Annotated in this window: 27 protein-coding genes; 12 read left to right on the top strand and 15 right to left on the bottom strand. The window is 65.0% G+C overall.

Features of this window, described 5'->3' with window-relative positions; all coding sequences use genetic code 11:
• The first annotated feature begins 18 nt into the window (after nt 1-18).
• On the top strand, nt 19-597 hold the full coding sequence (locus ACWF82_RS03015; RefSeq protein WP_452497395.1) for a hypothetical protein: 579 nt from the start codon (nt 19-21) through the stop codon (nt 595-597).
• A 90-nt stretch (nt 598-687) separates the two neighbouring features.
• Entirely contained in the window at nt 688-888 is a 201-nt protein-coding gene (locus ACWF82_RS03010; protein ID WP_452497393.1) for a DUF1918 domain-containing protein, read from the top strand.
• Nucleotides 889-896: 8 nt separating this feature from the next.
• Here ACWF82_RS03010 and ACWF82_RS03005 read toward each other — a convergent pair whose 3' ends face one another.
• The 3 genes from ACWF82_RS03005 to ACWF82_RS02995 are packed head-to-tail and all read right to left on the bottom strand — an operon-like array spanning nt 897 to nt 1488.
• Nucleotides 897-1088, bottom strand: a complete 192-nt coding sequence (locus tag ACWF82_RS03005) for a hypothetical protein (protein ID WP_452497713.1) — start codon at nt 1086-1088, stop codon at nt 897-899.
• Nucleotides 1064-1318 (bottom strand): hypothetical protein, encoded by a 255-nt coding sequence (locus ACWF82_RS03000; protein WP_452497391.1) that lies wholly within the window; start codon nt 1316-1318, stop codon nt 1064-1066. Before ACWF82_RS03000 ends, ACWF82_RS03005 begins: the two co-directional genes overlap by 25 nt.
• A complete protein-coding gene (locus ACWF82_RS02995) occupies nt 1315-1488 on the bottom strand; it encodes a hypothetical protein (protein ID WP_452497389.1) in 174 nt (57 codons plus the stop codon). The genes ACWF82_RS03000 and ACWF82_RS02995 overlap by 4 nt, the downstream gene beginning before the upstream one ends.
• A gap of 681 nt (nt 1489-2169) precedes the next feature.
• Between ACWF82_RS02995 and ACWF82_RS02990 the strand changes: the two genes are divergently transcribed.
• From ACWF82_RS02990 to ACWF82_RS02980, 3 genes are all read left to right on the top strand, one after another.
• The gene (locus tag ACWF82_RS02990; protein WP_452497387.1) at nt 2170-3009 is read left to right on the top strand and encodes an SLATT domain-containing protein; all 840 of its coding nucleotides are present in this window, start codon (nt 2170-2172) and stop codon (nt 3007-3009) included.
• Nucleotides 3010-3458: 449 nt separating this feature from the next.
• On the top strand, nt 3459-4052 hold the full coding sequence (locus ACWF82_RS02985; protein WP_452497385.1) for a tetratricopeptide repeat protein: 594 nt from the start codon (nt 3459-3461) through the stop codon (nt 4050-4052).
• 626 nt (nt 4053-4678) lie between these two features.
• Nucleotides 4679-5305 carry a hypothetical protein gene (locus tag ACWF82_RS02980; protein WP_452497383.1) on the top strand — a complete coding sequence of 209 codons (627 nt, stop codon included), beginning with the start codon at nt 4679-4681 and terminating at the stop codon, nt 5303-5305.
• A 709-nt stretch (nt 5306-6014) separates the two neighbouring features.
• Here ACWF82_RS02980 and ACWF82_RS02975 read toward each other — a convergent pair.
• Both ACWF82_RS02975 and ACWF82_RS02970 read right to left on the bottom strand, forming a co-directional pair.
• On the bottom strand, nt 6015-6359 hold the full coding sequence (locus tag ACWF82_RS02975) for a hypothetical protein (protein ID WP_452497381.1): 345 nt from the start codon (nt 6357-6359) through the stop codon (nt 6015-6017).
• Between the two features lie 1820 nt (nt 6360-8179).
• Nucleotides 8180-11119: a dsDNA nuclease domain-containing protein gene (locus ACWF82_RS02970; protein WP_452497711.1), complete on the bottom strand. Its 2940-nt coding sequence runs from the start codon at nt 11117-11119 to the stop codon at nt 8180-8182.
• Between the two features lie 641 nt (nt 11120-11760).
• Here ACWF82_RS02970 and ACWF82_RS02965 point away from each other — a divergent pair.
• Together ACWF82_RS02965 and ACWF82_RS02960 are read left to right on the top strand one after the other, a co-directional pair.
• Nucleotides 11761-12171, top strand: coding sequence for a hypothetical protein (locus ACWF82_RS02965; RefSeq protein ID WP_452497379.1), 411 nt, complete (start codon nt 11761-11763; stop codon nt 12169-12171).
• 102 nt (nt 12172-12273) lie between these two features.
• Nucleotides 12274-12849, top strand: a complete 576-nt coding sequence (locus tag ACWF82_RS02960; protein ID WP_452497377.1) for a hypothetical protein — start codon at nt 12274-12276, stop codon at nt 12847-12849.
• A gap of 350 nt (nt 12850-13199) precedes the next feature.
• Here the strand turns inward: ACWF82_RS02960 and ACWF82_RS02955 are convergent, their stop codons facing one another.
• The gene (locus ACWF82_RS02955) at nt 13200-13589 is read right to left on the bottom strand and encodes a DNA-directed RNA polymerase subunit beta (protein ID WP_452497375.1); all 390 of its coding nucleotides are present in this window, start codon (nt 13587-13589) and stop codon (nt 13200-13202) included.
• A 265-nt stretch (nt 13590-13854) separates the two neighbouring features.
• On the bottom strand, nt 13855-14070 hold the full coding sequence (locus tag ACWF82_RS02950; RefSeq protein ID WP_452497373.1) for a hypothetical protein: 216 nt from the start codon (nt 14068-14070) through the stop codon (nt 13855-13857).
• 512 nt (nt 14071-14582) lie between these two features.
• On the opposite strand from ACWF82_RS02950, the gene ACWF82_RS02945 reads away from it, so the two are divergent.
• Complete coding sequence (locus ACWF82_RS02945) at nt 14583-15665, top strand: hypothetical protein (protein ID WP_452497371.1); 1083 nt, start codon at nt 14583-14585, stop codon at nt 15663-15665.
• Here ACWF82_RS02945 and ACWF82_RS02940 read toward each other — a convergent pair.
• Nucleotides 15652-16185: an NUDIX hydrolase gene (locus ACWF82_RS02940; protein ID WP_452497369.1), complete on the bottom strand. Its 534-nt coding sequence runs from the start codon at nt 16183-16185 to the stop codon at nt 15652-15654. The two genes, ACWF82_RS02945 and ACWF82_RS02940, sit on opposite strands and share 14 nt — an antisense overlap.
• Before the next feature lie 88 nt (nt 16186-16273).
• The gene (locus ACWF82_RS02935) at nt 16274-16981 is read right to left on the bottom strand and encodes a TetR/AcrR family transcriptional regulator (protein ID WP_452497367.1); all 708 of its coding nucleotides are present in this window, start codon (nt 16979-16981) and stop codon (nt 16274-16276) included.
• A gap of 141 nt (nt 16982-17122) precedes the next feature.
• Between ACWF82_RS02935 and ACWF82_RS02930 the strand changes: the two genes are divergently transcribed.
• Both ACWF82_RS02930 and ACWF82_RS02925 read left to right on the top strand, forming a co-directional pair.
• Entirely contained in the window at nt 17123-18001 is an 879-nt protein-coding gene (locus ACWF82_RS02930; RefSeq protein WP_452497365.1) for an NmrA family NAD(P)-binding protein, read from the top strand.
• A gap of 34 nt (nt 18002-18035) precedes the next feature.
• On the top strand, nt 18036-18806 hold the full coding sequence (locus tag ACWF82_RS02925; RefSeq protein ID WP_452497363.1) for a Mut7-C RNAse domain-containing protein: 771 nt from the start codon (nt 18036-18038) through the stop codon (nt 18804-18806).
• A gap of 5 nt (nt 18807-18811) precedes the next feature.
• Here the strand turns inward: ACWF82_RS02925 and ACWF82_RS02920 are convergent, their stop codons facing one another.
• Together ACWF82_RS02920 and ACWF82_RS02915 are read right to left on the bottom strand one after the other, a co-directional pair.
• Nucleotides 18812-19135, bottom strand: coding sequence for a hypothetical protein (locus tag ACWF82_RS02920; protein ID WP_452497361.1), 324 nt, complete (start codon nt 19133-19135; stop codon nt 18812-18814).
• A 124-nt stretch (nt 19136-19259) separates the two neighbouring features.
• Complete coding sequence (locus tag ACWF82_RS02915; protein ID WP_452497359.1) at nt 19260-20555, bottom strand: PucR family transcriptional regulator; 1296 nt, start codon at nt 20553-20555, stop codon at nt 19260-19262.
• A 257-nt stretch (nt 20556-20812) separates the two neighbouring features.
• On the opposite strand from ACWF82_RS02915, the gene ACWF82_RS02910 reads away from it, so the two are divergent.
• Complete coding sequence (locus ACWF82_RS02910; RefSeq protein WP_452497357.1) at nt 20813-21370, top strand: TetR/AcrR family transcriptional regulator; 558 nt, start codon at nt 20813-20815, stop codon at nt 21368-21370.
• Between the two features lie 17 nt (nt 21371-21387).
• Here ACWF82_RS02910 and ACWF82_RS02905 read toward each other — a convergent pair whose 3' ends face one another.
• The 3 genes from ACWF82_RS02905 to ACWF82_RS02895 are packed head-to-tail and all read right to left on the bottom strand — an operon-like array spanning nt 21388 to nt 24917.
• Nucleotides 21388-22323, bottom strand: coding sequence for an HpcH/HpaI aldolase/citrate lyase family protein (locus ACWF82_RS02905; RefSeq protein WP_452497355.1), 936 nt, complete (start codon nt 22321-22323; stop codon nt 21388-21390).
• A gap of 28 nt (nt 22324-22351) precedes the next feature.
• Nucleotides 22352-23536: a CaiB/BaiF CoA transferase family protein gene (locus tag ACWF82_RS02900; protein ID WP_452497709.1), complete on the bottom strand. Its 1185-nt coding sequence runs from the start codon at nt 23534-23536 to the stop codon at nt 22352-22354.
• 13 nt (nt 23537-23549) lie between these two features.
• Nucleotides 23550-24917 carry an LLM class flavin-dependent oxidoreductase gene (locus ACWF82_RS02895; RefSeq protein ID WP_452497353.1) on the bottom strand — a complete coding sequence of 456 codons (1368 nt, stop codon included), beginning with the start codon at nt 24915-24917 and terminating at the stop codon, nt 23550-23552.
• Between the two features lie 67 nt (nt 24918-24984).
• On the opposite strand from ACWF82_RS02895, the gene ACWF82_RS02890 reads away from it, so the two are divergent.
• Complete coding sequence (locus ACWF82_RS02890; RefSeq protein WP_452497351.1) at nt 24985-25647, top strand: GntR family transcriptional regulator; 663 nt, start codon at nt 24985-24987, stop codon at nt 25645-25647.
• Here ACWF82_RS02890 and ACWF82_RS02885 read toward each other — a convergent pair.
• Entirely contained in the window at nt 25633-26220 is a 588-nt protein-coding gene (locus ACWF82_RS02885; protein WP_452497349.1) for a TetR/AcrR family transcriptional regulator, read from the bottom strand. The two genes, ACWF82_RS02890 and ACWF82_RS02885, sit on opposite strands and share 15 nt — an antisense overlap.
• Nucleotides 26221-26252 lie beyond the last annotated feature (32 nt).

Raw genomic sequence — 26252 nt, 5'->3', positions numbered from 1 at the left:
CTTCAGGGAGGACGCGCAGTGATCCTGACCGATCGCATCGCACGCGGTGTCGCCGCCGGCGAGGTTTCGACGGTGTTCCGGCGCTGGTCGGTACCCAGAGTTCGGGCAGGCGGCACCCTGCACACCAGCGCCGGGATCGTCGAGATCGTCCGCGTCGACCGGATCGAGCAACACGAGATCTCGGACGCCGACGCGCGCCGCGCCGGGGAGCGTGACGCCGAAGCGGTGACAGCGGCCCTGCGGGGCCCCGCGCAAGACCCGGTCTTCCGGATCGAGGTCCGCTTCGTCGGGCCCGACGAGCGGGTGGCGTTGCGGAGCCATGCGGACCTGTCCCCGCTCGACATCGCCGAGATCTCCGCGGCACTGGCCCGGCTGGACAAAGCGAGTCGCCGAGGACCATGGACAGGTGCGGTCCTGGCCGCCGTGGCGGCGCATCCCGGTCGCCGCGCGGCCGAGCTGGCGGAGCTTCTCGGCAGAGACAAGGATTCGCTGAAGCTCGATGTACGCAAGCTCAAGAACCTCGGCCTGACCCACAGCTTGGAGATCGGCTACGAGATCTCACCGCGCGGCGCGGCATATCTGCGTGCCATCGGGTGAGTCAGCCGCTCACCACCCGCTAGCTGAGAATTCGTACCAGTCGTACCGTTGAATTCGGGAGATCAGTCAGCGTCGACGAGGAGGCTACTCATGTATGCAGCAAAGGGCGACCAGCTGGTCCTGCATGGCAGGACCGTCGGGCAACACGACCACACTGTCGAGATCGTCGAAGTACTCGGCCACGACGGCGCACCGCCCTACCGGGTGCGGGCTGACGATGGCCACGAGAGCATCATGTCGCCCGGGACCGACGCCCAGGTGGTGCATCGCGAGGCCTCGGATACCGAGTAGGTCCCGGATCAGGTAGCGCCGCGGATGGTCGGGGCGACCGGAGTGGTGGATTCCGGGCGCTGGTCCTGTCCGGTCGTGGCGGACCAGCCGGCGAGCAGCTTCAGGCCCTCCTCGGCGGCGCATCCGGCGGGCGCGCTGTAGACGACAACGCTCAGGCCGCTGTCGTCCGGCTGGGTCATGGTCTCCTGGTCGAGTTCCAGGTAGCCGACGAGCGGATGCCTTCGACGATGCGCGCCACGCCGGCCCGAATCGTCGGCCGGGCCGCGCGCTGCCGGGCCTTGGGCGCCGGTCCTGCCGCGCGGGCGAGGTCGTACAGGTACATGCGCTCGGTGCCGTCGAGCCGCAGTGCCTGGGCCAGCGCGTCCAGCACGCCGTCGGAGACACCGTTGAGGCTGCCGCGCTCCAGGCGCGTGTAGTACTCGATGCTCACCCCCGAGAGTTGCGGGACCTCTTCGCGGCGCAGGCCGGGTGTGCGGCGGCGGGGGCCGGGGGCAGGCCGACATCGCCCGGGGTGATCTTGGCGCGGCGCGATTTCAGGAAGGCGCCGAGTTGGGTCCGGCGCTCGGTGTGGACCGCGTGTACGTCGGCGAGTTCGATCATTTGCTCATCGTCGCCGATACCGATACCAGTATCCAGGTAGCGCTGCTACCCGGATCCGCCCGAAGAGTGCGGTATTCGCGGCCGAGACCGCTGAGCAGGTCGGCCGGTGGATTCTGCGGTCGTGCAACATGTTGACGCGCTGGGCCTTCCACGGCCTCGGATTCGCTCGGCGTAACTACGCCGGTTCACTCGTAATGAGTTCTTCCGCTTCTGGCGCAGGTTATCGGCCACGGATCAAGCCGGCTAACCGCGTCAACTTGTTTTCTGCCCCACGATCATCGGAATGCCGGGCGGCATCGCCGACTGCGCCGCCGCAGCGGGTACCGAGAGGACTTCCGCAAGCCGGTAAAGTACACCTTCTCCGCATGGTCGAGGCACAGGCTGCGCGCGACCGCATCAAGCAACTGGACGCTGGCATTGATCTGGCGGCCCTGTTCCAGCCACGTGTACCAGGTGACGCCGATCCCGCTACCCCGGTGGTGCTGATACCCGGATCGGCGCGTGCGGGCTGCATACCTGCAGCGCCTTGTCCAGCGGAGTCGAATAGAACCTCTCGACTGATCCAGCCACTGACATCATGACACCACGCGCTCATTCGACCTCCCTGGCAGTCGGCGAAACCTGTTACTGTGCAACAGTTTAGAGTTGCTCGACCGAGTGCGAGCCAAAGCAGGGGTGGCAATGAATCAGAGTGCTGACGGTCCGGAAGAACCCACAGCAGAGGAAGCGTCCATCGAACGCCTCCTGTCTCACGGCAGAAGAATCCTTGACATCCAAGAAGACATCCGTTCTACGCGCATATTCAGGCGTTGGGCCCTGTCAACATGGGCGATCACTGGACTCTTCGTACCGACCTTCGCCCTGGTAAACATCGCCCTGTGGGGCAGGGTAGATCTAGCCAGGACAAATGTCGCATTAATTCCTATTGCGCTTGTCCTTCTGATTTGCACGATCGGCTTCCGGTATAATGCAGATAGCAGGAACTGGACAGCGTCCTACGTTTCCAGCCGTCGGCTTGATCTCGAAATCGCCCAGGAGAGAAGGCGTCTTTACGCCGCGAAGTTGAGCCCATCCGAGTCTACACTTCGGCATTTATACCGTGAGGAAACGCCCGCAACGGTTGCGGAGTTGAGGAGTGGGCAAAGATACTATCGACGGGTCCACAATATCCTTCAGTCACTGATTATCGTGGGCTCCCTGGCGTCCTCCACGATAGCTGGACTTGCTGAAATTCAAGGCATACAAAAGACGATCCTTGTTTGCGTAACCTTTTCGGTCGGTCTCGCTTCTGGATTCACTGGATATTTCAAATTTCGAGAAAGGGGATTCTACCTCCAGCAGACAGCTGACTCTATTGAGGGGGAGCTTAGCAGCTTACAACTGGGCGTAGCGCAGTACAAGCACATTCAGGAGCCGGAGACAGCTCTAGCTGAATTCGCTGAACGTGTCGAACTCTTGAAGAGCGAGCAGCGAAAGCGCGAACAACAACTGGATCAGCCGAGTCAAAAGCTCGAAGGATGAACCAGTGCCTCAGTGGACTACCACTGAGGCGTCAAGCGATCTGACACGCTTCTCGGCGTTTGCGGCCGACGCTGCCGCGGATGCGGTTGCGGACGTCGGACAGTGGGGAAAGGCTGGTGCCCAGTGGTGAGCCTGCTGTGGTTCGCCGTCTTCGGCGGCGCGGGCACGGTCGAGCCGGACGTTGATAAGCGCGTTCAGCCGAGGCGTCGATCCGCTCCAGCGCTACCGCCGGTTCGGCGCAAGCTCGGCGCGGCCGCTCGCGCAGCGTGTCCGCGGATTCGGCGACGGCGACTTGCGCTGCACGTAATCGGCACGGTCGGTGGGTGTGCGGAACGCGTCGAAGTGGGTGCAGCGCAACGACATCGCTTTTCGAGGTCGCGATTCGAATTGCCGAATGCGGGGGCGGCGGCGGGTTACCCTGAAGAAGACGCCGGGCGATGGAGGCCGCATTGAGATTCACACGGCGTCGACCGAATCACGTTCCCGCGCAACTCGAACGGGGCCTGCGGGATGCGCTGCAGTTGCTCGACGCCGGCCGCAACGGATCGGCCGAGTCCGCACTGACCGAACTGCTTGCCGACTGCGAAGCCGAGATCGGACCGGAGCACCCCTTCACGATCACCGTGATCGACGCCCTCGGATCCGCCTGCTACCAGCAGCGGAACTTTCCCGATGCCGCCGCGCGGCATCGCGACGCCCACCACCGCGCCACTCGCGCCCTCGGCCCGAACCATCCCCTCACGCTGGGCGCCGCGCACAACCTGGGCTCTGCACTGCTACTCATGCACGAGTGGGCCGAGGGGCTCCCTCTGCTCCTGACGGTTCTCGAGGCCAAGAAGGAGGCGCTCGGGAGCGATCACCCCGAAACGCTGGCCACCGCCCAAGCGGTCGGGTCCGGCCTGTTCAAGTCTGGCGATAGGCAGCGGGCCGCACTCCTCCTGGACCAGGCCTACCGCACGGCCCTGGTTGCCTATGGATCCGACGATCCGACCGTGGTCGACCTGCGGCACAATCTCGATGTGGTGCTCCGCAACTCCCGCTGAACACCGTCGGTGCCGCACACGTGTTCGGCAACGAAGGCAAATTGAGGTCAGCGAGCGTGGTGCCGTCTCGGCCCCGGTTCACTTCCTATGAGCCGAGACTCCGGTGTCGCCTCGGATCTAAGGTTTTGTATCGGCCTTGACATCGCGATGTTGGTTGCGCGTGGTTCGGCTGCCGTAGTGCACAATCGGGCGCATGGCACAGTCCTCTGCCCGAGGGCGAATCTCTTCTGGTGCGTTCGTACATGGCGGCCATCGTGTCGAGGCGGTTATTCATCACGAAAGCGGGCAGCCCCGGGATTCCGTCGACGATCCGCGCCACACTCGGCCGCACCGCGGACCGGGGTGCCTGTTGCCGGGCCCGATTCCCGGCCGGCTCGGCGGCACAAGCGAGGTCGTACAGGGACATTCGCTGTCGTCGAGCCTCAGCGCATGGGCGAGAGCGTCAGCACACTGTCGGAGACACCCTTGAGATTGCCACGCTCCACGCGCGTGTAGTACCCCAATAAGTGGTGTCACCTCTGCACTCCCTATCGCCTGAGCTGTAGCCCGCGAAGCGCTGCCGCAGCATGGAATATGCCTTCAGTGTTCATCGAAACCGGCACGGCCACCGTCTGTACCCTCCGACGATGAGTTGGAGTTGGGCCATTCCGGGAGCCATGGGCGCGATCTACACCCTGCTGATGGCCGCACCGGCTACCCATCGACGTCGATGCGCGTCGCGCGCCGAACTGCTCGCCAAGCTCGTCGCCGCAGCAGGGGATCGCTGCCCAAAAGCGTTGCGGGCGGATATGATCGAAAAGATCACCTGGGTAGCGGCCTATAGCGCCATCCGCTACACCGGAAAGCGCCGACTGATCGTGTGGATCGGATGGCCTTTGTCCGTTGTCTCCGTCGCGCTGTGTGCCGCGGCCGTCATCGTTCACGAAGGTGGGCGGGCACCGAGATCCCCTGCAGTGTTCCTGGGTACAGCGGCCGGGGTCGGCGCGATCTTTGCCCTCCAAATCATCCCCGTGGTCTTTGTCATGGACTGGATGTATGCCCGTCGTCTGCTGTATGTGAAGGTTGGTGGGCGAGACGACTTTGCCCACCTTCGTTTCCCCGGTCTGCGGCGACGTGGATACTCCTCTGTCACCGTTAAGAGGCTGATATCGCAAGTCTTCGGGGATCAAAAATGCGGAGAACCGGTCAGTAAGGGCGACATCCTCGCACTACGCCGTGCTATGTCCGAATGGGAGAACTCTTCCTTCCAGTGACCGCTGCGCATAACTAGAACACCTCTGTTGGCACCCACTCACGGCCACCCGCCATGGGTCACCGGCAGAATCGGCATTCAAGGAGTGTGTAACCAACCCCTCACCCCAGCGAGTCGTGCCGCCTCCCCACTCCATATTGCAGGAGCTGATGTTGACCGGAGCGACCTAATCGCCAGGGCAACAGCATTACCGATTCGATCGGAATGGCCGTTCGGTGGAACTTGGGGTCACGTCGATCAAGTGGTCTCCCCGGAACGCCATGGAGGATTTCACGATGGGCGACCACTGTCGCGGTAGAGGGCAAGACGATGGCGATTCGACAACGGGTGGGTGATCGGCGAGTCAGCATCACCGATCAGAAACTCTCCCGCGACTTCTACAACCTCCGACAACATGTGCGAACGCGCACAGACAAGCAGGCTGCTCGAGTGTCGATGGCCTCGTTGACATGCCAATCGGATACCGGTGCACCGATTGCCGACATGCGATATTGACATCGCTACCTTGCGGTGTTCTCCTTTACATCCTCGTCTTCGAAGGTTCGGTCCTGGATAGGCACATCGAAGACCTCGACGACCCATGCTTGCGTTCCTCTCAACGCCCCCTCGCCCAAGCCGGGATCAGGTCACCGGGATCACCAACGAACTCGCCACGCGGGTATGCGGCGATTCGGACTATGCTGATGGGCGCCATCGACTATGACTCGTCGTCAATTATCAGGTCTTGGCACAACCTGTTCCGGGCGCCGCATTTTGCCAGCCTCGTCCTCAACTATCTTCCAGAGCTCGACCAGGGAGATCTCGGCGGCGTCTACGGTCTCCGTTGCGCCCCCCTGGGGCATCTCCGCCGACGAAAGGTACGGTTGCAGTCCGTATTCGTTTCGAAGTCGTTTGAGAACAGATTGTTCGACCGCGTAGGCTGTCGCACCTTCACTGAAATGCAGCGTCGCCAGGACATTCCATCCGTACTTTTGGTGATGAGCTAGGCGATCACGGCTCACCTTCAGTCCAGAGACTCCGATCTTGTGGGCGGCCCAGCTGTCATGTGTGACCACGTACAGAATCGCAGCAGCGGTGAAGTCGAACCCTATTCGATTGCAGTATCGGCAGCCACCTTGTCCGTTGAGAATACCGTCGAGTCTCGGAGCAACGTCTCGGCCGCACGAAAGGCAAACGCATCGCCAAGGTGTGTACCGATTCGGATACGGCTCAACGGGTTCCAGCCCGGCGTGGCGCATCATCTCCACCGCAACCTCGTGGGCGAGCTTAGCCTTGCCGGAGCAATGGATGCAGCCGCCACGGCCGCGTAAGATCTGATGCCTCCGGGCGATGACTTCGTTGCCACACACAGTGCATCGACAGCGCCACTTCTTGTCGCTACCAGGGTATGGCTCAAGCGGCTCCAGATTCGCTTCGTGCATTCTAGCCGCGGCCACTTTGTCGGCGATCTTCAATTTACCTGCACAGAAGCGACATCCACGACCCCGCAGTACGGACTTTCGTGTAAGCATGACAATATTCCCGCATGTCAGGCAGAGGCATTGCCATTTGGTGTTCGTTCCGCGATACGTCTCAAGGGGTTCGAACCCTGCCGCCCGCATACCCTCAGCAGCGACACTCGGGTCGATCGGGGCATTGCCCGAGCAGTACAAGCAACCGCGACCGCGGCCAACTCCACTGCGAGTCGGAGTGACTTCATGACCACAACGTAAGCAACGGCAACGCCACCGCTGGTGGGCACTGCGATATGGCTCAAGCGGCTCAAGACCTGCGCTGCGCATCAGCTCCACCGCGGCACTGTCGTCAAGCTTGGCAACTCCCCCGCAGTGCTTGCAACCGCTTCCCTTTCGGACATCAGCTAGTCGGGGCGAGACGCTGTTACCGCAGACCAGGCAGACCGAATCCCACGGGTCCTGAGCGCCGGGATACGGCACTAGAGGTTCGAACCCAGCCGCAACCATTGTCGCGTTTGCCCGTGATGCCGGTATTCGGCGCGCTTGCGCCATCGCCTTGTAGTTGCATAGACGGCAGCCTCCGCCCCGGCGTACATTGGACAACCGAGGATGGACCACGGCACTGCACCGCTCGCATCGGCTGCGCCATGGTGCAGCAGTACGACCTGGGTATGGATCCAATGGTATGAAGCCGGCCTCTCGCATCTCGACCTCAGCCTCCACACTACTGACCACCCGCACTCGGTTGCCTCCATTCGTCGCAGAGGCTTTGAGCATCGCATGTGGTACCGACACGGCCAGCCACTGACCGATATCGGGCCCCCGCGACTCCTCAACCCAGCTGGGCTCGGTACAATCACTCTCCCGATCGGTGTTGGAACGGGAAGTGCGACAGTCAAACCCGATACCTGCGACCTTGCGGACCGCGATCTGCTGCACCGACTCGAAATCGTGCAGCAATTCCTCGACTAGAGGGGGGACCCTGCTCGGCCACTCAACGCCAGCACGCCGACCTCTTGTATCAAGACTATGTCTGGCGTCGGCTAGACCCCGAAGTCTCGAACTCATTGCAACCGTGAGGCGTTCGGTGACATGCCAGCAATGCTGAGCCGATCGGAAGTCTTCTGCTCGACCGACCATCTTAGGAATGTGTAACGAGCATCTCACCTCAGCGTGTGGGGCCGCCCTCTGCGCTCTCAAGGTTCCGGAGCAGCTCGTGCAATCAGTGGCAGATGCGTGCGTTCACTCCTTGGTATGCGCCTATACAGCCGAGCTAAGGACACTTCGTGCCTATAGTCTGCGCGCGTGCGCCGGAGGGTCGCGCACTGATCCGCACGAATGGCATTGCAGTTCAAAGAGTTTCGTCGCAGTCATGCCGAACTCTGGAGTTCGCTGCCTGGACGCCCGCCGAAAATCCACAGTCAGATGTCGTCCTCGCCGTCTAGATCCTTCACCAAGTGCAGTTGGCGGGGGTCGCCCCACTGGGCGAGGAGGTAGGCGTCGTCCTGACACGATTCGGGGTCCTCGTAGCGCCAGTCTTCGATCAATCTGTTCAAATACTCTGCGGCCATGTGGCGATCGACTTTCGAGTACAGCTTGATAGCCGCGAATCGAGAGTAGTACCAGGGGCTATCGTCGGCGAGCATGCTCAGTGCTGCTTCGGCCCGTTCGTCGGAGTTTTCGAACAGGATTTCCGCAGCTCTTACCCGCACCAACTCGTCGAGGTCCTCGTCGTCGAGCACGAGTTGCATCAAGGCGTCCGCGCCGCGGCGAGTATCGAACTCCATCAGCGTTCTGGCAGCCTGTAGCCGAACACTGAAATCCGGTGTGTGCGGATCTTCGTTGAATCTGTGATCCAGGGTTGGTTCTTTCCCGAGTGATTCCAGCGCGGCAAGTCCGGGGTCCTCGTCGAGCTCGGCGAGTATCGTTGCTGCCCAGACCCGCGTTGTCGGATCTTCGTCGACCTCGACGACTGCAGTCATCGAGCGGATCGCTTGTTCGATGACAGGTTGCCAACTTTCGGGTTCGAGGGATCCGAAGCGGTTGATCATTGCAACGAGCAGACAGCAATGCAGATTTTCTCGCGTGACTCTGTCGGACAGCTTCCGCTGGGCGATGTCGCGTAGTACCGATCGGTCGGCTTCTATCAGGAAGCTGATGTACGACACCGTTTCCAGTGGCGCGCCCCAGGGATTGGATCCCCTGTTGCGAATCCATGGGTGGAGGGTCCTGTCCAGTTCCTGCTCGTAGGCCTGTGGGGTACGCATAGCCCACCGTGCAGCGCAGTATTCCTGCACAGTCTTGTGTGCGAACTCGAGCCGGTCGCCTTCGCGGACGAGGAGGCCGCATCTGGTCAGTGCAGACACAATGAAGTCCGTCCACAGCTTGCGTGTGATGTCGGGTGGTCGTTCGCCTGCCGGGCTGTGCGAAATCAGCGTGGTCCATGCCTCGATACTGTGGTCAGGGAGGTATTCGGGCTTCGCGGGGCGGATGTATATCAGTGGATCGACCGGTCGAGATTCGTCTGCAGCGGCCATTTGTCCGATGAGATCGAGCAGTTCGCTCAGAAGCGATTCGGCATGATTGGCCACTGCCGGGCCGAATCGCTGCGTCAGATACTTGCTCTGCGTGCGAAATCCGGATCGTCCTCGACTATGCATTCGCTCGTGCAGGAGATCCGCGAAGCTCGAGTAGAGTGCATTTCTGCTGTCGGGTATCACACCGCCCGGATTCATCGAATAGACTTGGCACAGAAGGGCGGTCATCAATGGTGTTCGCGCCAGCCTGGACATCCCAACAGAGCTCAGCGCTGCAATGAATGCGTCTGTCGAGGTGTCGGGCCGAGGGATTTCGAGTTGGCGAAACCATCTCTGGACAGCGCTGCGAAGATCGTCGGCGGAGAACTGATCGAGTCGATATTCGGGAACGATGCCCAGGAGCTTGCGCTCGGCATCGGATATCGGTCGTCCGGCCACGACGAAGGAGTGAACGGCGCGTGGGCGATCAGCGCAGTGCGCGATCCATTCGAGGACTTCCCTGCGGAGTTCGGGATCGGTGATCTCGTCTATTCCGTCGACGAGGACGAGCCATGTGGTGCCGGGTCGTGGCGCTGTTCGGAAAAACTCCTCACCGAGTGTGCGTTCGACACCGAGCAGCGACAGGGATTCGTTCGCCGCCGCGGCGAGAGCGGCGCCGAGGGGCCGAGGCGGAGTCAGCGCCGCGGCGTTGACGGTGAGAGCCAGCGGCTGCGTTTCGATTCCTACCAGCCACTGCGCTGCCGAGCGTGCCTGAATCGTGCGCAGGAGGCTGGTCTTACCCCCACCCGGTCCAGCGGTCAGCATGCACAGCGCGTCCTGCCCGAGGCAGGTGTCGGGAAGCGTGTCACTGCTCGCGGCGATCGAGATCCTTTGTGGGACCCGAACGTCCGACAGTCTAGTAGGACGGCTCGCCTCCGGCAGGCCATAGGGATGCTGATCGTCCGCGCGCCGGCTTGCCTGGAGAAAGTCCAAGAGCTCGGGACGCTGCAACCGAAGGGCTATGGTGGCAAGTGTCTGCTGGGTCAGTCGTTTTCGAAGGATCTCCTCGGCAGGGTCCGGCTGGGTGACGAATAGTTGCCACTGCGGGCACAGCTGCTCCAACATGGCCGAGCGCACCAAGTCGAACAAGGTCTGTTGAAGGTGTCGTATCTCGGCGACGGTCAGATGCTCTGACAGTCCCGCCAGCGCATCTCGATTGTCTCGCTCGAGCTCACCACGCAGCGGGAGCTCGTCGACGTGGACACGGGAAAGAAAGTCGCTCAGCTCGCCCGGATCGGCGTCGAGATCCTCAAGTTTCGATTCGAGCCCCGCGCGAATCCTGGATTCTCGCTTGCCGCCACTGCGTGCGATGTCACGAAACGAAGGTTCCCCGGCAGCGAGTTTCCCTTCGATCGCCACAGTCAGACGATAGTTAAGAGCCGATCCTTTCGAAATAGCCTGTCGGAGAACGCGATCGGTTCGAAGGAGGCTGCGCAGGGCCTTGGAGTCACCGATCTGCAGCAGCGTCCAGGGCTTGTCGCGCACACGCGATTTGACCTGCTGAAAATCCCACAAAGTCGTGTCGTCGCCATGGGGTGTGCCCACGGTGCGGGCCACCACGACGTCTTCGATGTGTTCGCACGTCACATTGTCGACGGGGTAGCCACCCAACATTTCTATGGCATACCGCACGGCCACGTGCGCCTGAAACGCAAACCGCTTCTCCGTCTCGGTGCCCGTGTTGTCCGGCGCTGGAATGTGGCGAGGATCCTGCCCGACGTCCACCCGACCTCCCCTGTCCTCGGTGGCTAGTTCGGCGAGTCCGAGTGTGATGCCACGCCACATGACCACGCAGCCAGCGTAACTGCGCATTGGCGCGGCACGCCACTGTCGTCGATGTGGCGTCCATGAGCATCTTCGAGATGCCTCGACACGGTGAAACCGGGCGTCATCGGGCAGCGTGTCCGCTGCTTTCAAGGCATCCGGCCGACACATCTTCATGGCTGCCTTGTTCCAACGTAGATCGACGCCCGGACAAGGGAGCGTCAATCTGGGGGTATCCGTTGCGCCGGACTCCGTGTCCCGGGTCCGCGGACGGGTGGTGGCGGTTCCGCCACTGCCTTGCCGATCAACCATGATCCGCGCTCTCGCCGCCGGCACCGCAGAAGGCGAAGCTGGTCATCCCGGAACTGACTGTCTACTAACAGCTTTCGAAATCACTACTGTCGTACAAACCGTCGCGATACCCCTGGTTGACTGCCCGAATCACGCATACAGTTCATGGAGAGCCGGGGAGGGTATCCAGTGATCAGTGTTCTTATCGCAGCCGTAGGCATCTTCGGCACGGCAATCGGAGCCACGCTGACGGCGGCCATAGCAGCGAGGTCAGACGGACGACGTCAAGCAGCGTTGGAACGCCAGCACGCCCGGGAGCAACAGACGCACGCAGAAGGGCAACTACGCGAGTTGCGGTCCGAGCATCTGCGATGGCGTCGCGAGCGACGCCAACCGCATACCTCGATCTTCTCGAGGCTCTGGGCAGCGCAGATCGGGCCAACCAGCGATACTTCCGGGATCTACGCGAGCCAGAACCAGTTGCCGTCGACGGAGCGCGATTGGTTGAGATTCGCGAACTGTTCAAGGGCGCCGAAAAGGCGCACTACAAGGTCATTTTGGAAGGGCCTCACAGCGTCGCCCAGGCCGCACACGCACTCCTCAAGGAACTCGGGGACTTGGTCTGTGCAGTGGAAGAATTCGTACAAGCGCATGCAACTACAGGCGATGTCACTGAATTACGCCGCAAGGTCGACACCGCCGGTACGAACTTCATGGCCTCTCATCGCGCTTTCCTCGAAGCTGCCCGCCTCGCACTCGGCGAGATCCTGGACGCACGCTGACAGCCCTGCTGATCAGACCAACAAATCCGAGGGGATGACATGTCAGGAACGGGTAGACGGGCTCGTTGGGGCGCGGCGTGCGCACTGTGTTCGGTCCAGGTAGTGGATGAGAAGGGGTTGTTGGTAGGCAGTCCCGGCGAGTGGGCAGTGTTGTGTGGGCGATGCGAAGACATGGGCCGCCGTTCCGGGCACAACTACCACCAGATCGATGTACCGCCGCCGGCGGTCCGGATCGACAAACCGCCAAGCAACGCACACCATCGGATTTGGTTGCGACTCTATGGCATCCGCGATCACTGCCATTCCTGCGTTGACGAGGTCGCCTTCGCCGCTGGCGTCTTCCCCGTCACACCAGCTCGCAGTTTCAATCTGCTCGTCTTGTCCACGACCGACTCAGCATGCAGGCTGGTCAAGCACCTCCTCGAACGCGCTCGGGTGGCAACAGAACTCGTCGACGCCCTTACGCCGAAGCAGATCCCGTCCCTCGATGGTGAGATCCTGGCGGTCCGCTGCCCGCAATGCGGCGCCCCGCCCCTCGGCGACAGCAACTTGCTGATGCGAGAAGCCGTGGCGACGCGGGGCCAGCTTGGTCTGGGGTCGGTCGCATCCGCAGATTGCTCTGTCGTCAAATGGCATCGTGCGCTGTATGCACCGGAGCGCGCACTGGCTCGGTTGTGAGGCGATGCCTACGCCTGAGGCGCAACAGCGGCAGTTGCCCGTCGTGTGCCGATCCCGATCGGACGGAAAGCCCGCGGGGGTGGCAGTCCGATTCGATCACATGATGGGTGAGAATGCGTGAGTCCATTCCTGGCTGCCGATAAGAACGCCTCGCAGGAGCGAAGACGCCGACTCTCCTATCAATGAGAGGCCCGAACTTGTTGCAAGCGTAAGGCGCTCGGCGATCCTGCTGCCCCGCCGAAGGGGCCTGATCGCAAGGGCTACAGCGACGAAATCCATTCGCATACTGGATAACTGGATCGTGAGATGGATGGCGGGTTCGTCGGGGCAGGGTGAATGACCGCCGTGGCTCATCGCCTACGCCCCCCGGGCAGGCATCCCAGGGCGCATTCGATGACGACCGCGCCGGAGGGCCGAAACGCGCTGATGGCCGGGGATTCCCACGTACGGACCATCAGCGGGTCCGGGGCCGGGGACGGCAACGCGATATCGCCCTCACGGATCACCACGACACGCGCTTTCCATAGTCGGGCGACCTGTTCCGGGTCACCGATCGGCCGGATATCGGCTCTGACCAAAAAGGTCCACATGGCGGCGCGTGGGTGGCCGATGATCGGCAGCGGTGCGACCCCGCGAACATCGAGGCTGGTTTTGACTCGGTGAGCCAGATCGGTCGGCATCATCACCGCGCCGACCAACCCGGCCCGCATCGTGATCCGCCCGGTAATGGGGTCGATCACTGTGGGCAGGCAACACACGCGCCGGTAGAACTCGCACCGCGAGCGAGGTGTTTCGGCGAATGTGTGGTCAGGTGGGCTGGGCTGCGTCATCGCTGGCCCCCGGGCAACTGAGCTGCCGGGACGTGCGGCCTGGTCCGACTGGTCGCCTCGAGCGGCGTCGGTTCAGGCGCGGTCGTGACCCATCCGGCTTCGCGCATCGCTTCCAGGGTGGCTACCAGGTCGGCCAGCGGCGGCCGGGGCGCGGGGGCCGGAGGGGTGATGTTGCTCATCGGGCCGCCTGACGTTGCGGGCGACACTGCCCGGCCGAAATCTGCCACTGCGCCCGCCGATTCTGGAAGGCGTCGCCGTTTCGGCGCAACGTGTGCAGGACGCGCGACACTCGCCACCTCGGGGTGTTGAGGTTGTGGGCGATCGTGTCGGCGGTCAGCATCCCGCCCGGTTCGAGGAGGGCGAGAACATCGGTTTCGAGGGTGCTGGTCATCGGGTCACCTCTGTCTGCTCGGCGATCTGGGGGTCGGTCGGCGGCGGCTTCGCGAACCCGGTCGTCGGTCGTCATCGTCTGGGCCGCATCGGGGGCGTGATGATGACATTGGGCTGTTCCAGCACATCTCGTTCGGTGACAGCATGAAAGGCGCGCGCAACGGGCAGGTGTGTGCGCCGGGGGTGTGCGGAATTGGCCGATGGTCGTCACTGTCTCGGTAGCCGTGCCACACTGCGAATATGGGTCGACACCCCAAGCAGCCAAACCATCAGCTAGCGGAACTACTCGCCGAGATCCGGGTAAGTCGGAAAGGATTTGCGCGTCGAATTGCTGAGCGTGGCAGATCAATTGGCATCGAGCTCCGCTACGACCACACATCGGTCGGTCGATGGCTGACCGGTGAACAGCCGACGCAGCCGGGGCCACATCTGATTGCAGACGTCCTCACCGAATTGTGTGGTCGTCGTGTGGTTCCAGCCGATTGCGGTATGTCCGGTGCAGAGTCGCCTGACGTGGGGTTGGAATTCTCGTTGAGCCTCGTGGAGGCGACCGCCTCGGCGACCGCGTTGTGGAGGAGTGATGTGGAGCGTCGCCGGTTCCTGGAGGGCACTGCCTACGCCGTCGCGGTCTACCCGGCCGCAAGCATGCGGTGGCTGACCCTGCCGGGCACTGAACACCCGGTCTCATCGAGCGGTCTGCGCCGCGTCGGGGGTGCTGATATCGACGCTGTGCGAACGATGACCACGGCGTTCGGCGATCTCGACAATCAGGTCGGTGGTGGCAAGGTGCGCTCCACGGTTGTGCACTACCTGCACACCTCGGTGACTCCGCTTCTGCGTGGCAGCTACACCGAACAGATCGGTCGACGGCTGTTCGCTGTAGCGGCCGAGCTGACGAAGCTGGCGGGCTGGGCCGCCTACGACCTGGAAGAACATGGCCTCGCGCAAAGGTATTTGATCCAGTCGCTGCGGATGGCACGTGCAGCAGGAGATGCTGCGCTGAGCGCGGAGATTCTTGCCGCGATGAGTCATCAGGCAACCTACGTCGGCCGCCCCGGTGACGCGATCGATCTCGCCCGGGCGGCGCGGATCGCGGCGCGCTCTGCGGGCCTGGCGACATTGGAGGCCGGTTGCCATATGGTCGAAGCGCACGGGCATGCCGCACGGTCCGACGAGCGGTCCTGCGGTGCATCGCTCAACGAGGCGGAGCGCGCGTTCGACCGGGGCGAGGCGAACCGCCCCAACTGGCTGACCTACCTTGACTCGGCGTACATGTCGGCCAAAGCCGGTCAATGCTTCCAGGATCTCGGCCAGCACGATCGTGCAGCGAGACTGGCGCGGGCGTCGCTGGATATGAGCGATGGGTACCAGCGTGGCCGCGTGTTCAACTTGTGCTTGCTCGCGTCGAGCCTCGCGGTGGAAGACCCGCGCGAAGCGGTCCGGGTGGGTTCACAGGCGCTCGAATTGTCCGGTGCTGTGGAGTCCCGCCGAACGCATGCCTACCTGCGTGATGTGCGGGCACGCCTCGTCTCGTACGAGGAAATGCCAGAAGTCGCGGACTTCCGTCAACGGGTGGCGGTGGCTAAGTCAGTGTGAGCGCTCGGTACACACCGACTACAGTTGCCGCGCCGATGATTTCGCCATGGTCGATCATCTGCACAGCCTCATCGAGCGGAACCCACCGAATCGCCTCGGCCTCATTGATGTCCGGGCGGGTGTCAGTGAGGTCGGCACCGCGAGCGAGATACACCTCCTGCGGCTGGTCGAGAGTGCCGATCGCGGGTTGGTAGGTCACCAGGTGTTGCATGGTGCGCGGACGCCACCCGGTTTCTTCCTCGACTTCGCGGGCCGCCGCCGAGGCCACGTCTTCGGCGTGGTCGACATACCCGCCAGGCAGCTCCCAAACCCACTGGTCGATGATCCACCGGTGCCGGTACATCAGCAGCACCTCGCGGGAGTCATTGAGCACCAAGGTCATCGCGCACCGTGGCATTCTGGCGACGTACTGGGTGAACTCCACCCCATCCGGCAGGCGGATATCGGCGGTCGACAACCGGATGTGCCGGTTCTCGTCGAGTACCCGTTCACCGAGGATTGTCCACTGGGTATCGCTCATCCCGCTGACGGTAGTGGAGTGCGATGGCAGAACGGAATTGTCCTCTGGGGTTGCGTACCGCCCACCCGGCAGCAACCGCCGAACCGTTCTATCCGGCTTCGGCGATGCGGTCGAGCAGCTCGGTGAGCAGGCCACGCTCGCCGGTGGTGAGGGCGGTGGTCTGTGGGAGGAGGGCGTGCAGGGTGACGGCGGCGCCGGCGGGGCCGGGTGCCGGCGTGACCGGCACATCGGTGGTGATCGTGGCGATGACGGCTTCTCTCGCCAGGTGGGACACGGTGAGGTCGCGGTGGTCCGGGGGAGTGGCGATGAGGGTGAGGGTGGTGCCGCCGCCGACGGCGTGGACCAGTTGGGTGGCTCGCGCCTCGTCGATGCGCAGTCGGCCTGCTTCGGCGATCCGGTGGATGTGGGCGCCGAGAACTGCCAGTGCGGTCAGCGCCGCGGGCGAGGTGCCGCCGGGGCGGGGCTCGGCATACATGAGGGTGTAGAGAGCGGGGTTGGCCAGGCCGAATTCCATGTTCAGATTCCAGCCGGTGCGCAGGTCCTCGACCGGGTCGTCGGTGGGCTCGAGACTGGTCTTCTTGCTCAGGTGGGCCGCGAAGCCGTGGGCGGCCACCGCGTCGAGCAGGCCTTGCTTGTCGGCGAAGAGCCGGTAGATGGCCGGGGCCTGGACACCGGCCGCGGCGCTCACCGCGCGGGTCGACACCGCCTCGCGTCCCCCTTCCGCGAGGAGCTGGGTCGCGGCGGCAATGATCCGTTCGCGGTTCCTCTCGGCGGCGACGGGGCGATCGGTCTCCATGGTTATCGATGATAACAGTGTCATGTTATCGACTTGAACTATCGCCGATAACAGGACTATGTTATCGACGGAAACAGTTGTGCCGGATACCTGAGAATCCGGCAAGCCACGCCGCACCGACCCACCGACTGGAGACTTTCCATGCTCGTCATCACCGCTCCCACCGGCCAGATCGGCAACCAGGTCCTGGACAGACTCGTCCGCGACGGTCAACCGGTCCGGGTCATCGCCCGCGACCCCGCTCGGCTGAATCCGCGGATCCGTGAGCGCATCGAGGTCGTGCAGGGATCCCACCGCGATCCCGAGATCCTCGCCGAGGCACTCGCGGGCGCAGACAGCCTGTTGTGGCTGGTTCCCCCTAACCCCCGCGCCGAGGACATCCACGACCACTACCTCGACTTCACCCGCCCGGCCGCCGAGGCCATCAAGGCCAGGGGCGTCACGCGTGTCGTCGGTGTCACCAGCCTGGGCCGCGCCTACGGAAAGCACGCCGGGCTGCTGTCGCCCGCGTTCGCGATGGACGAGATGATCGAAGGCACCGGAGTGAGCTACCGGGCCCTGGCCATGCCGTTCTTCATGGAGAACCTCCTCAACCAGGTCGAGGCGATCGCCACGCGGGGCGTGTTCTTCCTGGCGAACTCCGCGGACCGCCCGCTGGCGACCGTCGCCACCCGCGACATCGCCGCGGCCGCCGCCGACCTGCTGCTCGACGACTCCTGGAGCGGACAAGGCACCGTCCCCGTGATGAGCCCGGACACGCTGTCCCCCAACGACATGGCGCGAGTCCTGTCCGAGGTGCTGGAGCGCCCGGTGCGGTTCCAGCAGGTCGACGAACAGGCATATAAGACGACGATGACGGGTTACGGGATGAGTGACGCCTGGGCGCGGGGTCTGGCAGACATGGCCAACGCCCAGAATGCCGGGATCTACGACGCCGAGCAGAAATCCCTGACCTCGCCCGCCCCGACCAGCTTCCGCCAGTGGTGTCACCAGGTACTGAAGCCTGCCGTTTTGGCCTGAACCAGGTAAGCGGCCCGGCGACGACAATGGTGGTGTGGACACCAGCGTGGAACTGCGCGCCTACGCCGAGCTGAACGACTTCTTCCGCCCGGCCACTCGGTATGCGGCGCAGCGGCGACCGGTCCGTCCGCATCAGACCGTCAAAGACATCGTCGAGGCCGCGGGCATCCCGCATACCGAGGTCGATCTGATTCTGGTGAACGGTGAGTCCGTCGACTTCGGCCACCACCCGCGACCGGGCGATCGGATCGCCGCGTACCCGATGTTCGAAACTCTGGATGTCGGGCCGCTGACCAGGGTGCGGGCCCGCCCGCTGCGCGATCCGCGGTTCATCGTCGACGTCAATCTCGGCGGCCTCGCCCGGCTGATGCGCCTGATGGGACTCGACACCCGCTGCGACTGGGCCGCCGCCGACGCCGCGCTGGCCGAGACAGCCGCCGCCGAACACCGCATCCTGCTCACCCGCGACCGCGGACTCCTCGCGCGGCGCAATGTCACGCACGGCGTCTTCGTGCACGCGGACCGACCGTTCGAGCAGATCGTCGAGCTGATCCGCAGGCTCGACCTGGCCGATCGTCTTGCCCCGTTCACCCGCTGCCTGCGCTGCGGCGGCCTCGTCACCGACGTGGCGAAGGGCGACATCATCGATCGCCTCGAGCCGCTGACCCGCCGCTACTACGACAGCTTTCGCCGGTGCTCGGAGTGCGGACGCATCTACTGGGCGGGCTCACATCAGCGCCGGCTCGACAACACGGTCACCCGAATTCGCAACGCGACGAGGGTCCACAAGGGCATTGACCAGTAGCGTCACTACCCGCAACAGAACGGGTTGTCGCACGGTTGACCGACTTCACTGCCGTACGCCACGAAATCCCGAACCGGGGCCAGGACTTCCTCGATAAGGCTGGTTTCCAGTACCGGAACGGACTGTTCCAGCGGTTGTCCCCATGTCGTCGGCACGTCATCGATGTCGAAATACGGCACGCCGTCGACGAATAGCGTCCACAGCGCATGATCGGGAAAGCTGTTGAGCCGCAAGACCCACCACCGACCGTCGACCCGGGCGGCGACCGGGAAACACACGTTCCAGGTCTTCCGCCACCGAGGTCGTGCGAAAAGCTCGAGCCGCGACATGCTTCCCAGTCTCCACGATTGCGCGCTCTTTCTTCGGGTGCGCAATCAATCTCCGCTCGAGCGGCCGCGCCTACCCTGCTCGACGTGACAGCGCCGCAGCTGACGGTGCGGCGTTCGGCGTGGGCTAGGACGGTGACGGGAGGAGTTCGTCGCCGTAGATCAGCAGGCAGCGCAGGGCCAGTTCGATGTGGACGCGGCGGCTGTCGATCGGGTGGCCGAGGCGGCGTTCCGCCTGTTGGAGCCGGTAGCGGATGGTGTTGGCGTGGACACCGAGCAGCGCCGCGGTGGCGCTGATACCGCCTCCGGTACAGAGGAATTCGCGCACGGTGTCGCGGAGCCGGGCGCTGGGCTCGCTGCGGTCGGCCAGTGGTCCGAGCTCGCGTTCGATGAGGACGCGGACGGAGTCGAGATTGCCGTCGCCGGTGAGCAGGCAGACCAGGTCGACGTCCTGGTAGGCGGTGACCGGGTCGGCGATGCGGGCACTGGTCGCGATCCGTTGCGCGGCACGGGCTTCCAGATAGCTGCGGCGGAAGCCGTCCACGCCGCGCGCTGGGGTGCCGACGGCGACGTGGATGTGGGCGATCGCGGGCGCCGGCACGTCGGCGACGGCCGGGAAGTGCCGCGTGCCGACCCAGGCCGACAGGCCGTGCGCGCCGTTGTCGACCAGCAGCGGTGGTGGGGCGCCGAGCGCTTCGGCGATCCGGTTCGCGTGCTCGCGCAGTACCTGGCCGGCCTGCCGGGCCGGCACCTCGCGGTCGGTCCAGAGAATCAGCGCCGTCTGATGGTCGTCCATCGGATGACCGAGGTGGTCGGGTGAATCAGCCGTCGGCGCGGGCTCCCCGCGCAGAATGGCCGCAACGGTCTGCGCGCGATGAGCGTCGGCGCTGCGCGCGTGATACTCGTGCTCGTCCAGGTACGCGGCGACGATGTCGTCGAGGCAGGTGTCGAGCCACAACGTACTGCGCTCCCAGAAGGTGACCAGAACGATCCCGCGCAGCTCGGCATCGGGAATCTGCTGGTGCAGCACCCGGGTGATATAGCGCCACAGGCCGCGCTGGGCGGCGCGATAGGTCTTGAGCAGCATGTCGACGCCGTAGCCACGGCGCGCGGCGGCGCGGGCACCGTCGACGGCTTCGGCAGGCGGGTGCGCCGCGAAGTGCGTGCGACCGAGCACGGCCAGAAAGCTCAGCCAGTGTGCCCTGGCCGCGACGCGGACTTCCCGGTGGAGTTCGGCATCGGCGAGATAGTGGGGGAAGGTCTCCAGGATCGCGGAATCGACAGCGGACAGCACCAGTTCGCTCGCGGACTCGCTGCGCATCCGCCGGGCGAACGCGGTCAGCCACTCGAGGGCCGGTGCGGTGTCCGCGACGGTGGCCGCCGGTTCAGCACGGCGATCCGTGCCAGGACGTGCCGTCCTCACTGCGCGGCGCGATGGTCGAACCGAGGCGCCTGCCCGGTGGGCCTTGGTGTGCTGTCGAGGTGAGTGGATGCCGGCATGACAGCACCCTAACGCAACCGGACTGCACTGTCCGGATGTTTCGGGTGTTCGGCGGCGTCAGCCGTCGGTGTTGTGAAAGATCATGGGAGATCGGTGAATTCGAGCGCACGCCGCCTGGCCTCGCGCGACGCACAGGCGTTCGCCGCCGGACCGGATCACCCGGTGGGTAGCGTTGGCGGATGAGTTCGCCACGCCGTGCCAACCGGGGACCAGCAGCAGCCGCCGAGAATCGCGTCGCCCTGCTCGCCGCGGCGAAAGCCGCCTTCGTCGAGCACGGCCTCGACGCGCCCCTGAACCAGATCGCGCGCGCAGCCGGGGTGGGACAGGGCAGCCTCTACCGCCACTTTCCCACCAGGGAGGCGATCATCCTGGCGGTTTTCGACGAGAACCTCGGACAGCTGGAGGCGATGGTCGCCCATGTCGACTCGACGCTCGACGAGCTGCTGGCCGAGATCTTCGACCAGATCGTCGACGTCGCGGTGCTTTTCGAACTGTTCCGGTTCGCCGACAGCAGCGACCCGCGCCTGGCCGACATCATCGGCCGTCTCTACACCCTGCTCGACGAGAAGCTCGCCGACGACAGCCGCCGGGGCAGTATCCGCCGTGGCGTCACCGCCGAGGACATCTTCCTGTCCGTCGGCATGCTGGCGGGGCTACTGAACAAGACGCCGGAACAGGAACGGGTGTCGGTGGCGGAGAAATGCCGCGTGCTGTTGCTGCGCGCACTGTGTGACTGACACCGGCACCCCAATCCTCAGACCGGCAGGGTGGCGTCGGCACGCTGAGGGGGATCGATCGCGGCGGCGCGAGCGAGGGTGGCCGCGGCCATCTTGATGTGCGCGGCGTCGACGAGCACACCGTCGACGCCGACGGCGCCACGCCCGGCCGCCTCGGCTTCGCGATAGGCGGCGATATTCCGTTCCGCCAGTGCGATTTCCGCCGCGGTGGGGGAGTAGACGGCATTGGCGATCGGCACCTGGCTCGGGTGGATCGCCCACTTGCCGGTGTAACCGAGCAGCGAGGCGCGCTGGGCGTCGCGCTCGTAGCCGGCGAGATTGCCGTAGTCGGGGAACGGCGCGTCGATGGCGTCGATGCCCGCGATGCGGGCCGCGACCAGCACCTTGTTGCGGGCGTAGTGCCAGAAGTCGCCGGGGTAGTCGCCGAGCGGTTCGAAATTGGTGTCCACCCGCGCGCCCTGGGACAGCGAGAAGTCGCCGACGCCGAAGATCAGGGTGTCCACCCGGGGGCTGGCGACGGCGATCGCCTCGGCATTGGCGAGTCCCTCGACCTCTTCGATCAGCACCTCGAGGCGGATCTTGTGCTCCAGCCCGAGTTTGTCCTCGAGCTGGGTCAGCAGCACGTCGACCCACCACACGTCGCGAGCGGTGCGCGCCTTGGGCACCACGATGGTGTGCAGGTGCGCGCCGGCGCGGCTGACCACCTCGATGATGTCGTCGTGGCACCAGCGGGTATCGAGGGCGTTGATCCGGATCGCGGGAACCGTACGGCCCCAATCCAGTTCGGTCAGCGCCGAGATCGCCTTCTCCCGCGACTGCTCCTTGAGCGCTTCCGGGGTCGCGTCCTCGAGGTCGAGGAACACCAGGTCCGCGCCGCAGGCAAGGGCCTTGGCGAACATGTGGTCGTTGCAGGCGGGCAGCGCGAGCTCGGAGCGCCGGATCAGCAGGGTCATCGTGGAATCCTTTGTCGTGGTGGGGAACTCACAGCACGCCGCGGCTGTGCAGATCGGCGATGGTTTCGGCGTCGAGGCCGAGCAGCTCGCCGTAGACCGCGGCGTTGTGCTCGCCGAGCCGGGGCCCGAGGTGCGAGACCCGGCCCTGCGCCGCGGAGAAGCGCGGCACCGGCGCCTGCACGGTCATGGTGCCGAGCTCGTCGTCGGCGACGGGGACGAACACCTCGCGGTGGCGTAGCTGCTCGTCCTGGACGAGATCGGTGATGTCGTAGACCGGTGCCGCGGCCACCTGTTCGGCGTCGAAGACCTTCATCGCCTCGTCGAGGGTCTGGCGCGAAACCCATTCCGCGACAACGTCGTCCACCTCACCCGCGCGGGCGAGGCGCCGCTGTGGATCACCGAAGTCGACGTCGTCGACCAGGTCGGCGCGGCCGATCGCGCGGAACACCCGCAGTGCCAACGCGGGGGAACTGCCCGACATCGCCAGCCACTTGCCGTCCGCCGTGCGATAGGTGTTGCGGGGCGCGGAGATGTCCCACCGGTTGCCGGCACGGTGGGCCACGGTGCCGAGCTGGTCGTAGCTGAGCAGCGTCTGCTCGAGCAGACGGGTGAGCGGATCGACCAGGTTGATATCGATCAACTGCCCCGGCCCGCCGTGCACGTCGCGGTGATACAGCGCCATGAGCACGGCATAGGCGGCATTGAGGGACGCGACACCGTCGGCCAGCATGAACGGGGGTAGGGTCGGCGGGCCCTGCGCCTCGCCGGTGATGTGGGCGAAGCCGCTCATCGCCTCGCCCAGGGTGCCGAATCCGGGGCGCTCGCTCTTGGGGCCGGTCAGCCCGAAGCCGGTGATGTGCAACATGATCATGCGCTCGTTGACCGCGCGCAGGCTCGCGTAATCCAGGCCCCACCTGCGCAGGGTCTGCGGCCGGGTGTTGGTGACCACCACATCGGCGGTCGCGACCAGCCTGCGCAACAGCTCCTGTCCCTCGCTCACGCGCAGGTCCAGCGTGATCGAACGCTTGTTGCGCGACACCGACTTCCACATCAGGCCGACATCGTTGCGTTGCGCGCCCCAGGTCCGGATCGGGTCACCGCCGGTGGGCTGCTCGATCTTGATCACCTCGGCACCGAATTCGCCGAGGTAGGTGGCGGCCAGCGGCGCCGCCGCGAGCGTGGCGAGGTCGAGCACCCGCACGCCGTCGAGCATGGCTTGGCTCATCTCACACCACGGTGCTCGTCGGCCGGACGGGAGCGGGGCGGGACAGGCCGAGGTGCTCGCGCAGGGTCGAGCCCTCGTAGGCGGTGCGGAACAGGCCACGCTGCTGCAGCCGTGGCACCACCATCCGGACGACATCCTCGAACGAGCCGGGCATGTGCGTGGCCGCCAGCACGAAACCGTCGCAGGCGTCGCCCTGGAACCACTCGGCCATCTGATCGGCGACCTGGTCGCCGGTACCGACGAAGCGTGGACCCTGCAGCAGGGTCGCGCGATGCCCGGCCAGGTCCCGCACGGTGACGGTGCCGCCGATATGGGTGCGCAGGTTCTGCACCAGACCGCGAATACCCGAGACCGAGGCGATGAGCTCGTCGGTGACCGGGTCGTCGAGATCGTGCTGGGAGAAGTCGTAGTTCATCAGCTCCGAGAGCAGTGTCAGCGACGCCATCGGATGCACCAGATCCTCGAGCAGCATCGCCTCGCGCTCCTTGGCGTGCTGCTCGGACTCGCCGACCACCGCGTAGGCCATCGGACAGATGCGCACCGAGGCCGGATCGCGGCCCGCGTCGGCGATCCGGGCCTTCTGGTCGGCGTAGTGGTTGCGGGCCACCTCGAGGCCGGGATCGCCGGTGAAGATCAATTCCGCCCAGCGCGAGGCGAATTCGCGGCCACGGCCGGACGAGCCGGCCTGGATGATCACCGGCCTGCCCTGCGGTGTGCGCGGCACGGTCAGCGGTCCGCGCGCGGCGAAGAAGCGGCCGGTATGCCGCAGTTCGCGCACCTTGGCTGGATCGGCGAAGTAGCCTGCCGCGCGGTCGTGCACGATCGCGCCGTCGTCCCAGGTGTCCCACAGCCCGCCGACCACCTCGAGGAATTCGTCGGCGCGGTCGTAGCGCTCGTCGTGCCCGAGATGGGCGTCCATGCCGAAGTTCTGCGCCTCGCTGTCGTTGACCGAGGTCACCACGTTCCACGCGGCCCGGCCCGCGGAGAGGTGATCGAGGGTCGCGAAGGTGCGGGCGACGTGGAAAGGCGCGTAGTAGGTCGTGGAATAGGTTGCGCCGAGGCCGATGTGGGTGGTGCTCTGCGCCAGGACGCCGAGCACCACCCCCAGGTCCAGCTTCACCGGCCGGGCGCCGGTGCGCACCGCCTCCTCGACGGAACCACCGTAGATGCCGGGCATGGCCAGCCGGTCGTCGAAGAACATCAGGTCGAAGCAGCCCTCCTCCAGTTGCCGCCCGACCTTCGCGTAGTACGACGCGTCGAGATAGCCGTGCTCGGTGGCCGGGTGCCGCCAGGAACCCGAGTAGACCGAGGTGTTGCCCGCCTGCATGAACGCGACCAACGTCATCCGGTCGCCGTGCCTCATCGCCATAATTGGAATGTAACATCTGACATATCAGATTTCAAACCTGGTACCTCTGGCCTGTTAAGCTTCGCGAATGGCAACCGACATCGCAGGGACCGTGCGCGAACGGGCAGCTCGTGAGCTGCGCGATCGCATCCTCACCGGGGCCTTGCCCGCCGGCACGCGCATCGACCTGGACGCCATCACCGACGAGTTCGCGACCAGCCGCACGCCGGTGCGCGAGGCCCTGCTCGAGCTGTCCTACGAGGGCTTGGTCCGGGTCGCGCCGCGCAGTGGGATCACCGTGATCGGGATCAGCCCGGCCGACATCATGGACAGTTTCACCATTCTCGGCGTTCTCACCGGGCAGGCCGCGGCCTGGGCCGCGCAGCGCGCGAGCACCCCGGAACTGGACCAGCTGCGCGCACTCGCCGCCGACGTCGCCGCGTGCTCGGGTGAGGACTCCATCGGCGAAGCCAACTGGCGATTCCACCAGGAAGTGCACCGGGCCGCGCACTCACCGCGGCTGCTGACCCAGATCAAACAGGCTGTGCGGGTGGTGCCGTCGAACTTCCTGCGGCTGTTCCCCGAACACGAACAGCACTCGCTCGACGACCACGATCAGCTCATCGACGCGCTCGGCGAGCGTGATGCGGTGCGGGCCAGGGCGATCGGCGAACGGCATGTGCTGGACGCGGGCCGCTCGCTCACCGAATGGCTGGAACGCAACGCCGGGCCGAAGTCATCCTCGGTGTGACAGATGGCCCCCGGTGACGGCATGGACCAGCTGTGCGGGTAGCTCGGGTTCGGTTGTCGCGCGGGTGATCACATGCAGGATGATCGCGCCGACGAGCGCGTCGGCGATCTGCCGCAGCGGCGCGTCGGTAGCGAGTTCGCCGCGCACGCGCGCCGACTCGAGGCGGGACTGCAGGGCCGAGGTCGCGCCGAGCGCGTCGCGCACCTGGCGGCCGACCTGCTCGTCCTCGGCCGCGGCCGCGATGAGCGAGCGGAACAGCACCGCGGTCCGCGGCTCGCCGGCGACGTCGAACAACGCGGTGAGCCAGGCGGTGAGATCGGCGCGCACATCGCCGGTGTCGGCCGGGGCGGACGACGCGGGCAGCAGCAGACCCTCCAGCAGGCAGTCGGCGACCAGTCCCGCCTTGGATGGCCACCACCGGTAGATGGTCTGCTTGCTGACGCCCGCCTCGGCGGCGATGGCCTCGATGGCCAGTTGTTCCCAGCCGCGTAGCGCGAATTGGGCGGCGGTGGCTCGGAGAATCGAGAGCCGGGCGACCTCGCTGCGCACCGCTCCGCGGCGTCCCTGCGTCATGGTTCCATGGTACTCGATTACCTATACGGACC

The sequence above is a fragment of the Nocardia sp. NPDC055053 genome (assembly GCF_053608285.1).
This window is presented reverse-complemented; position numbering and strand designations above follow the sequence as displayed.

What these genes read in the sequence shown, in the direction of transcription:
- ACWF82_RS03010 (WP_452497393.1), top strand. Translation starts at nt 688, where the DNA reads ATGTATGCAGCAAAGGGCGACCAGCTGGTCCTGCATGGCAGGACCGTC.
- ACWF82_RS02995 (WP_452497389.1), bottom strand. Translation starts at nt 1,488, where the DNA reads ATGATCGAACTCGCCGACGTACACGCGGTCCACACCGAGCGCCGGACC.
- ACWF82_RS02910 (WP_452497357.1), top strand. Translation starts at nt 20,813, where the DNA reads ATGAGTTCGCCACGCCGTGCCAACCGGGGACCAGCAGCAGCCGCCGAG.
- ACWF82_RS02930 (WP_452497365.1), top strand. Translation starts at nt 17,123, where the DNA reads ATGCTCGTCATCACCGCTCCCACCGGCCAGATCGGCAACCAGGTCCTG.
- ACWF82_RS02900 (WP_452497709.1), bottom strand. Translation starts at nt 23,536, where the DNA reads ATGCTCGACGGCGTGCGGGTGCTCGACCTCGCCACGCTCGCGGCGGCG.
- ACWF82_RS02935 (WP_452497367.1), bottom strand. Translation starts at nt 16,981, where the DNA reads ATGGAGACCGATCGCCCCGTCGCCGCCGAGAGGAACCGCGAACGGATC.
- ACWF82_RS02970 (WP_452497711.1), bottom strand. Translation starts at nt 11,119, where the DNA reads ATGTGGCGTGGCATCACACTCGGACTCGCCGAACTAGCCACCGAGGAC.
- ACWF82_RS02895 (WP_452497353.1), bottom strand. Translation starts at nt 24,917, where the DNA reads ATGGCGATGAGGCACGGCGACCGGATGACGTTGGTCGCGTTCATGCAG.
- ACWF82_RS02885 (WP_452497349.1), bottom strand. Translation starts at nt 26,220, where the DNA reads ATGACGCAGGGACGCCGCGGAGCGGTGCGCAGCGAGGTCGCCCGGCTC.
- ACWF82_RS02965 (WP_452497379.1), top strand. Translation starts at nt 11,761, where the DNA reads ATGGCGTCGCGAGCGACGCCAACCGCATACCTCGATCTTCTCGAGGCT.
- ACWF82_RS02905 (WP_452497355.1), bottom strand. Translation starts at nt 22,323, where the DNA reads ATGACCCTGCTGATCCGGCGCTCCGAGCTCGCGCTGCCCGCCTGCAAC.
- ACWF82_RS02980 (WP_452497383.1), top strand. Translation starts at nt 4,679, where the DNA reads ATGAGTTGGAGTTGGGCCATTCCGGGAGCCATGGGCGCGATCTACACC.
- ACWF82_RS02940 (WP_452497369.1), bottom strand. Translation starts at nt 16,185, where the DNA reads ATGAGCGATACCCAGTGGACAATCCTCGGTGAACGGGTACTCGACGAG.
- ACWF82_RS02920 (WP_452497361.1), bottom strand. Translation starts at nt 19,135, where the DNA reads ATGTCGCGGCTCGAGCTTTTCGCACGACCTCGGTGGCGGAAGACCTGG.
- ACWF82_RS02990 (WP_452497387.1), top strand. Translation starts at nt 2,170, where the DNA reads ATGAATCAGAGTGCTGACGGTCCGGAAGAACCCACAGCAGAGGAAGCG.
- ACWF82_RS02950 (WP_452497373.1), bottom strand. Translation starts at nt 14,070, where the DNA reads ATGACCAGCACCCTCGAAACCGATGTTCTCGCCCTCCTCGAACCGGGC.
- ACWF82_RS02890 (WP_452497351.1), top strand. Translation starts at nt 24,985, where the DNA reads ATGGCAACCGACATCGCAGGGACCGTGCGCGAACGGGCAGCTCGTGAG.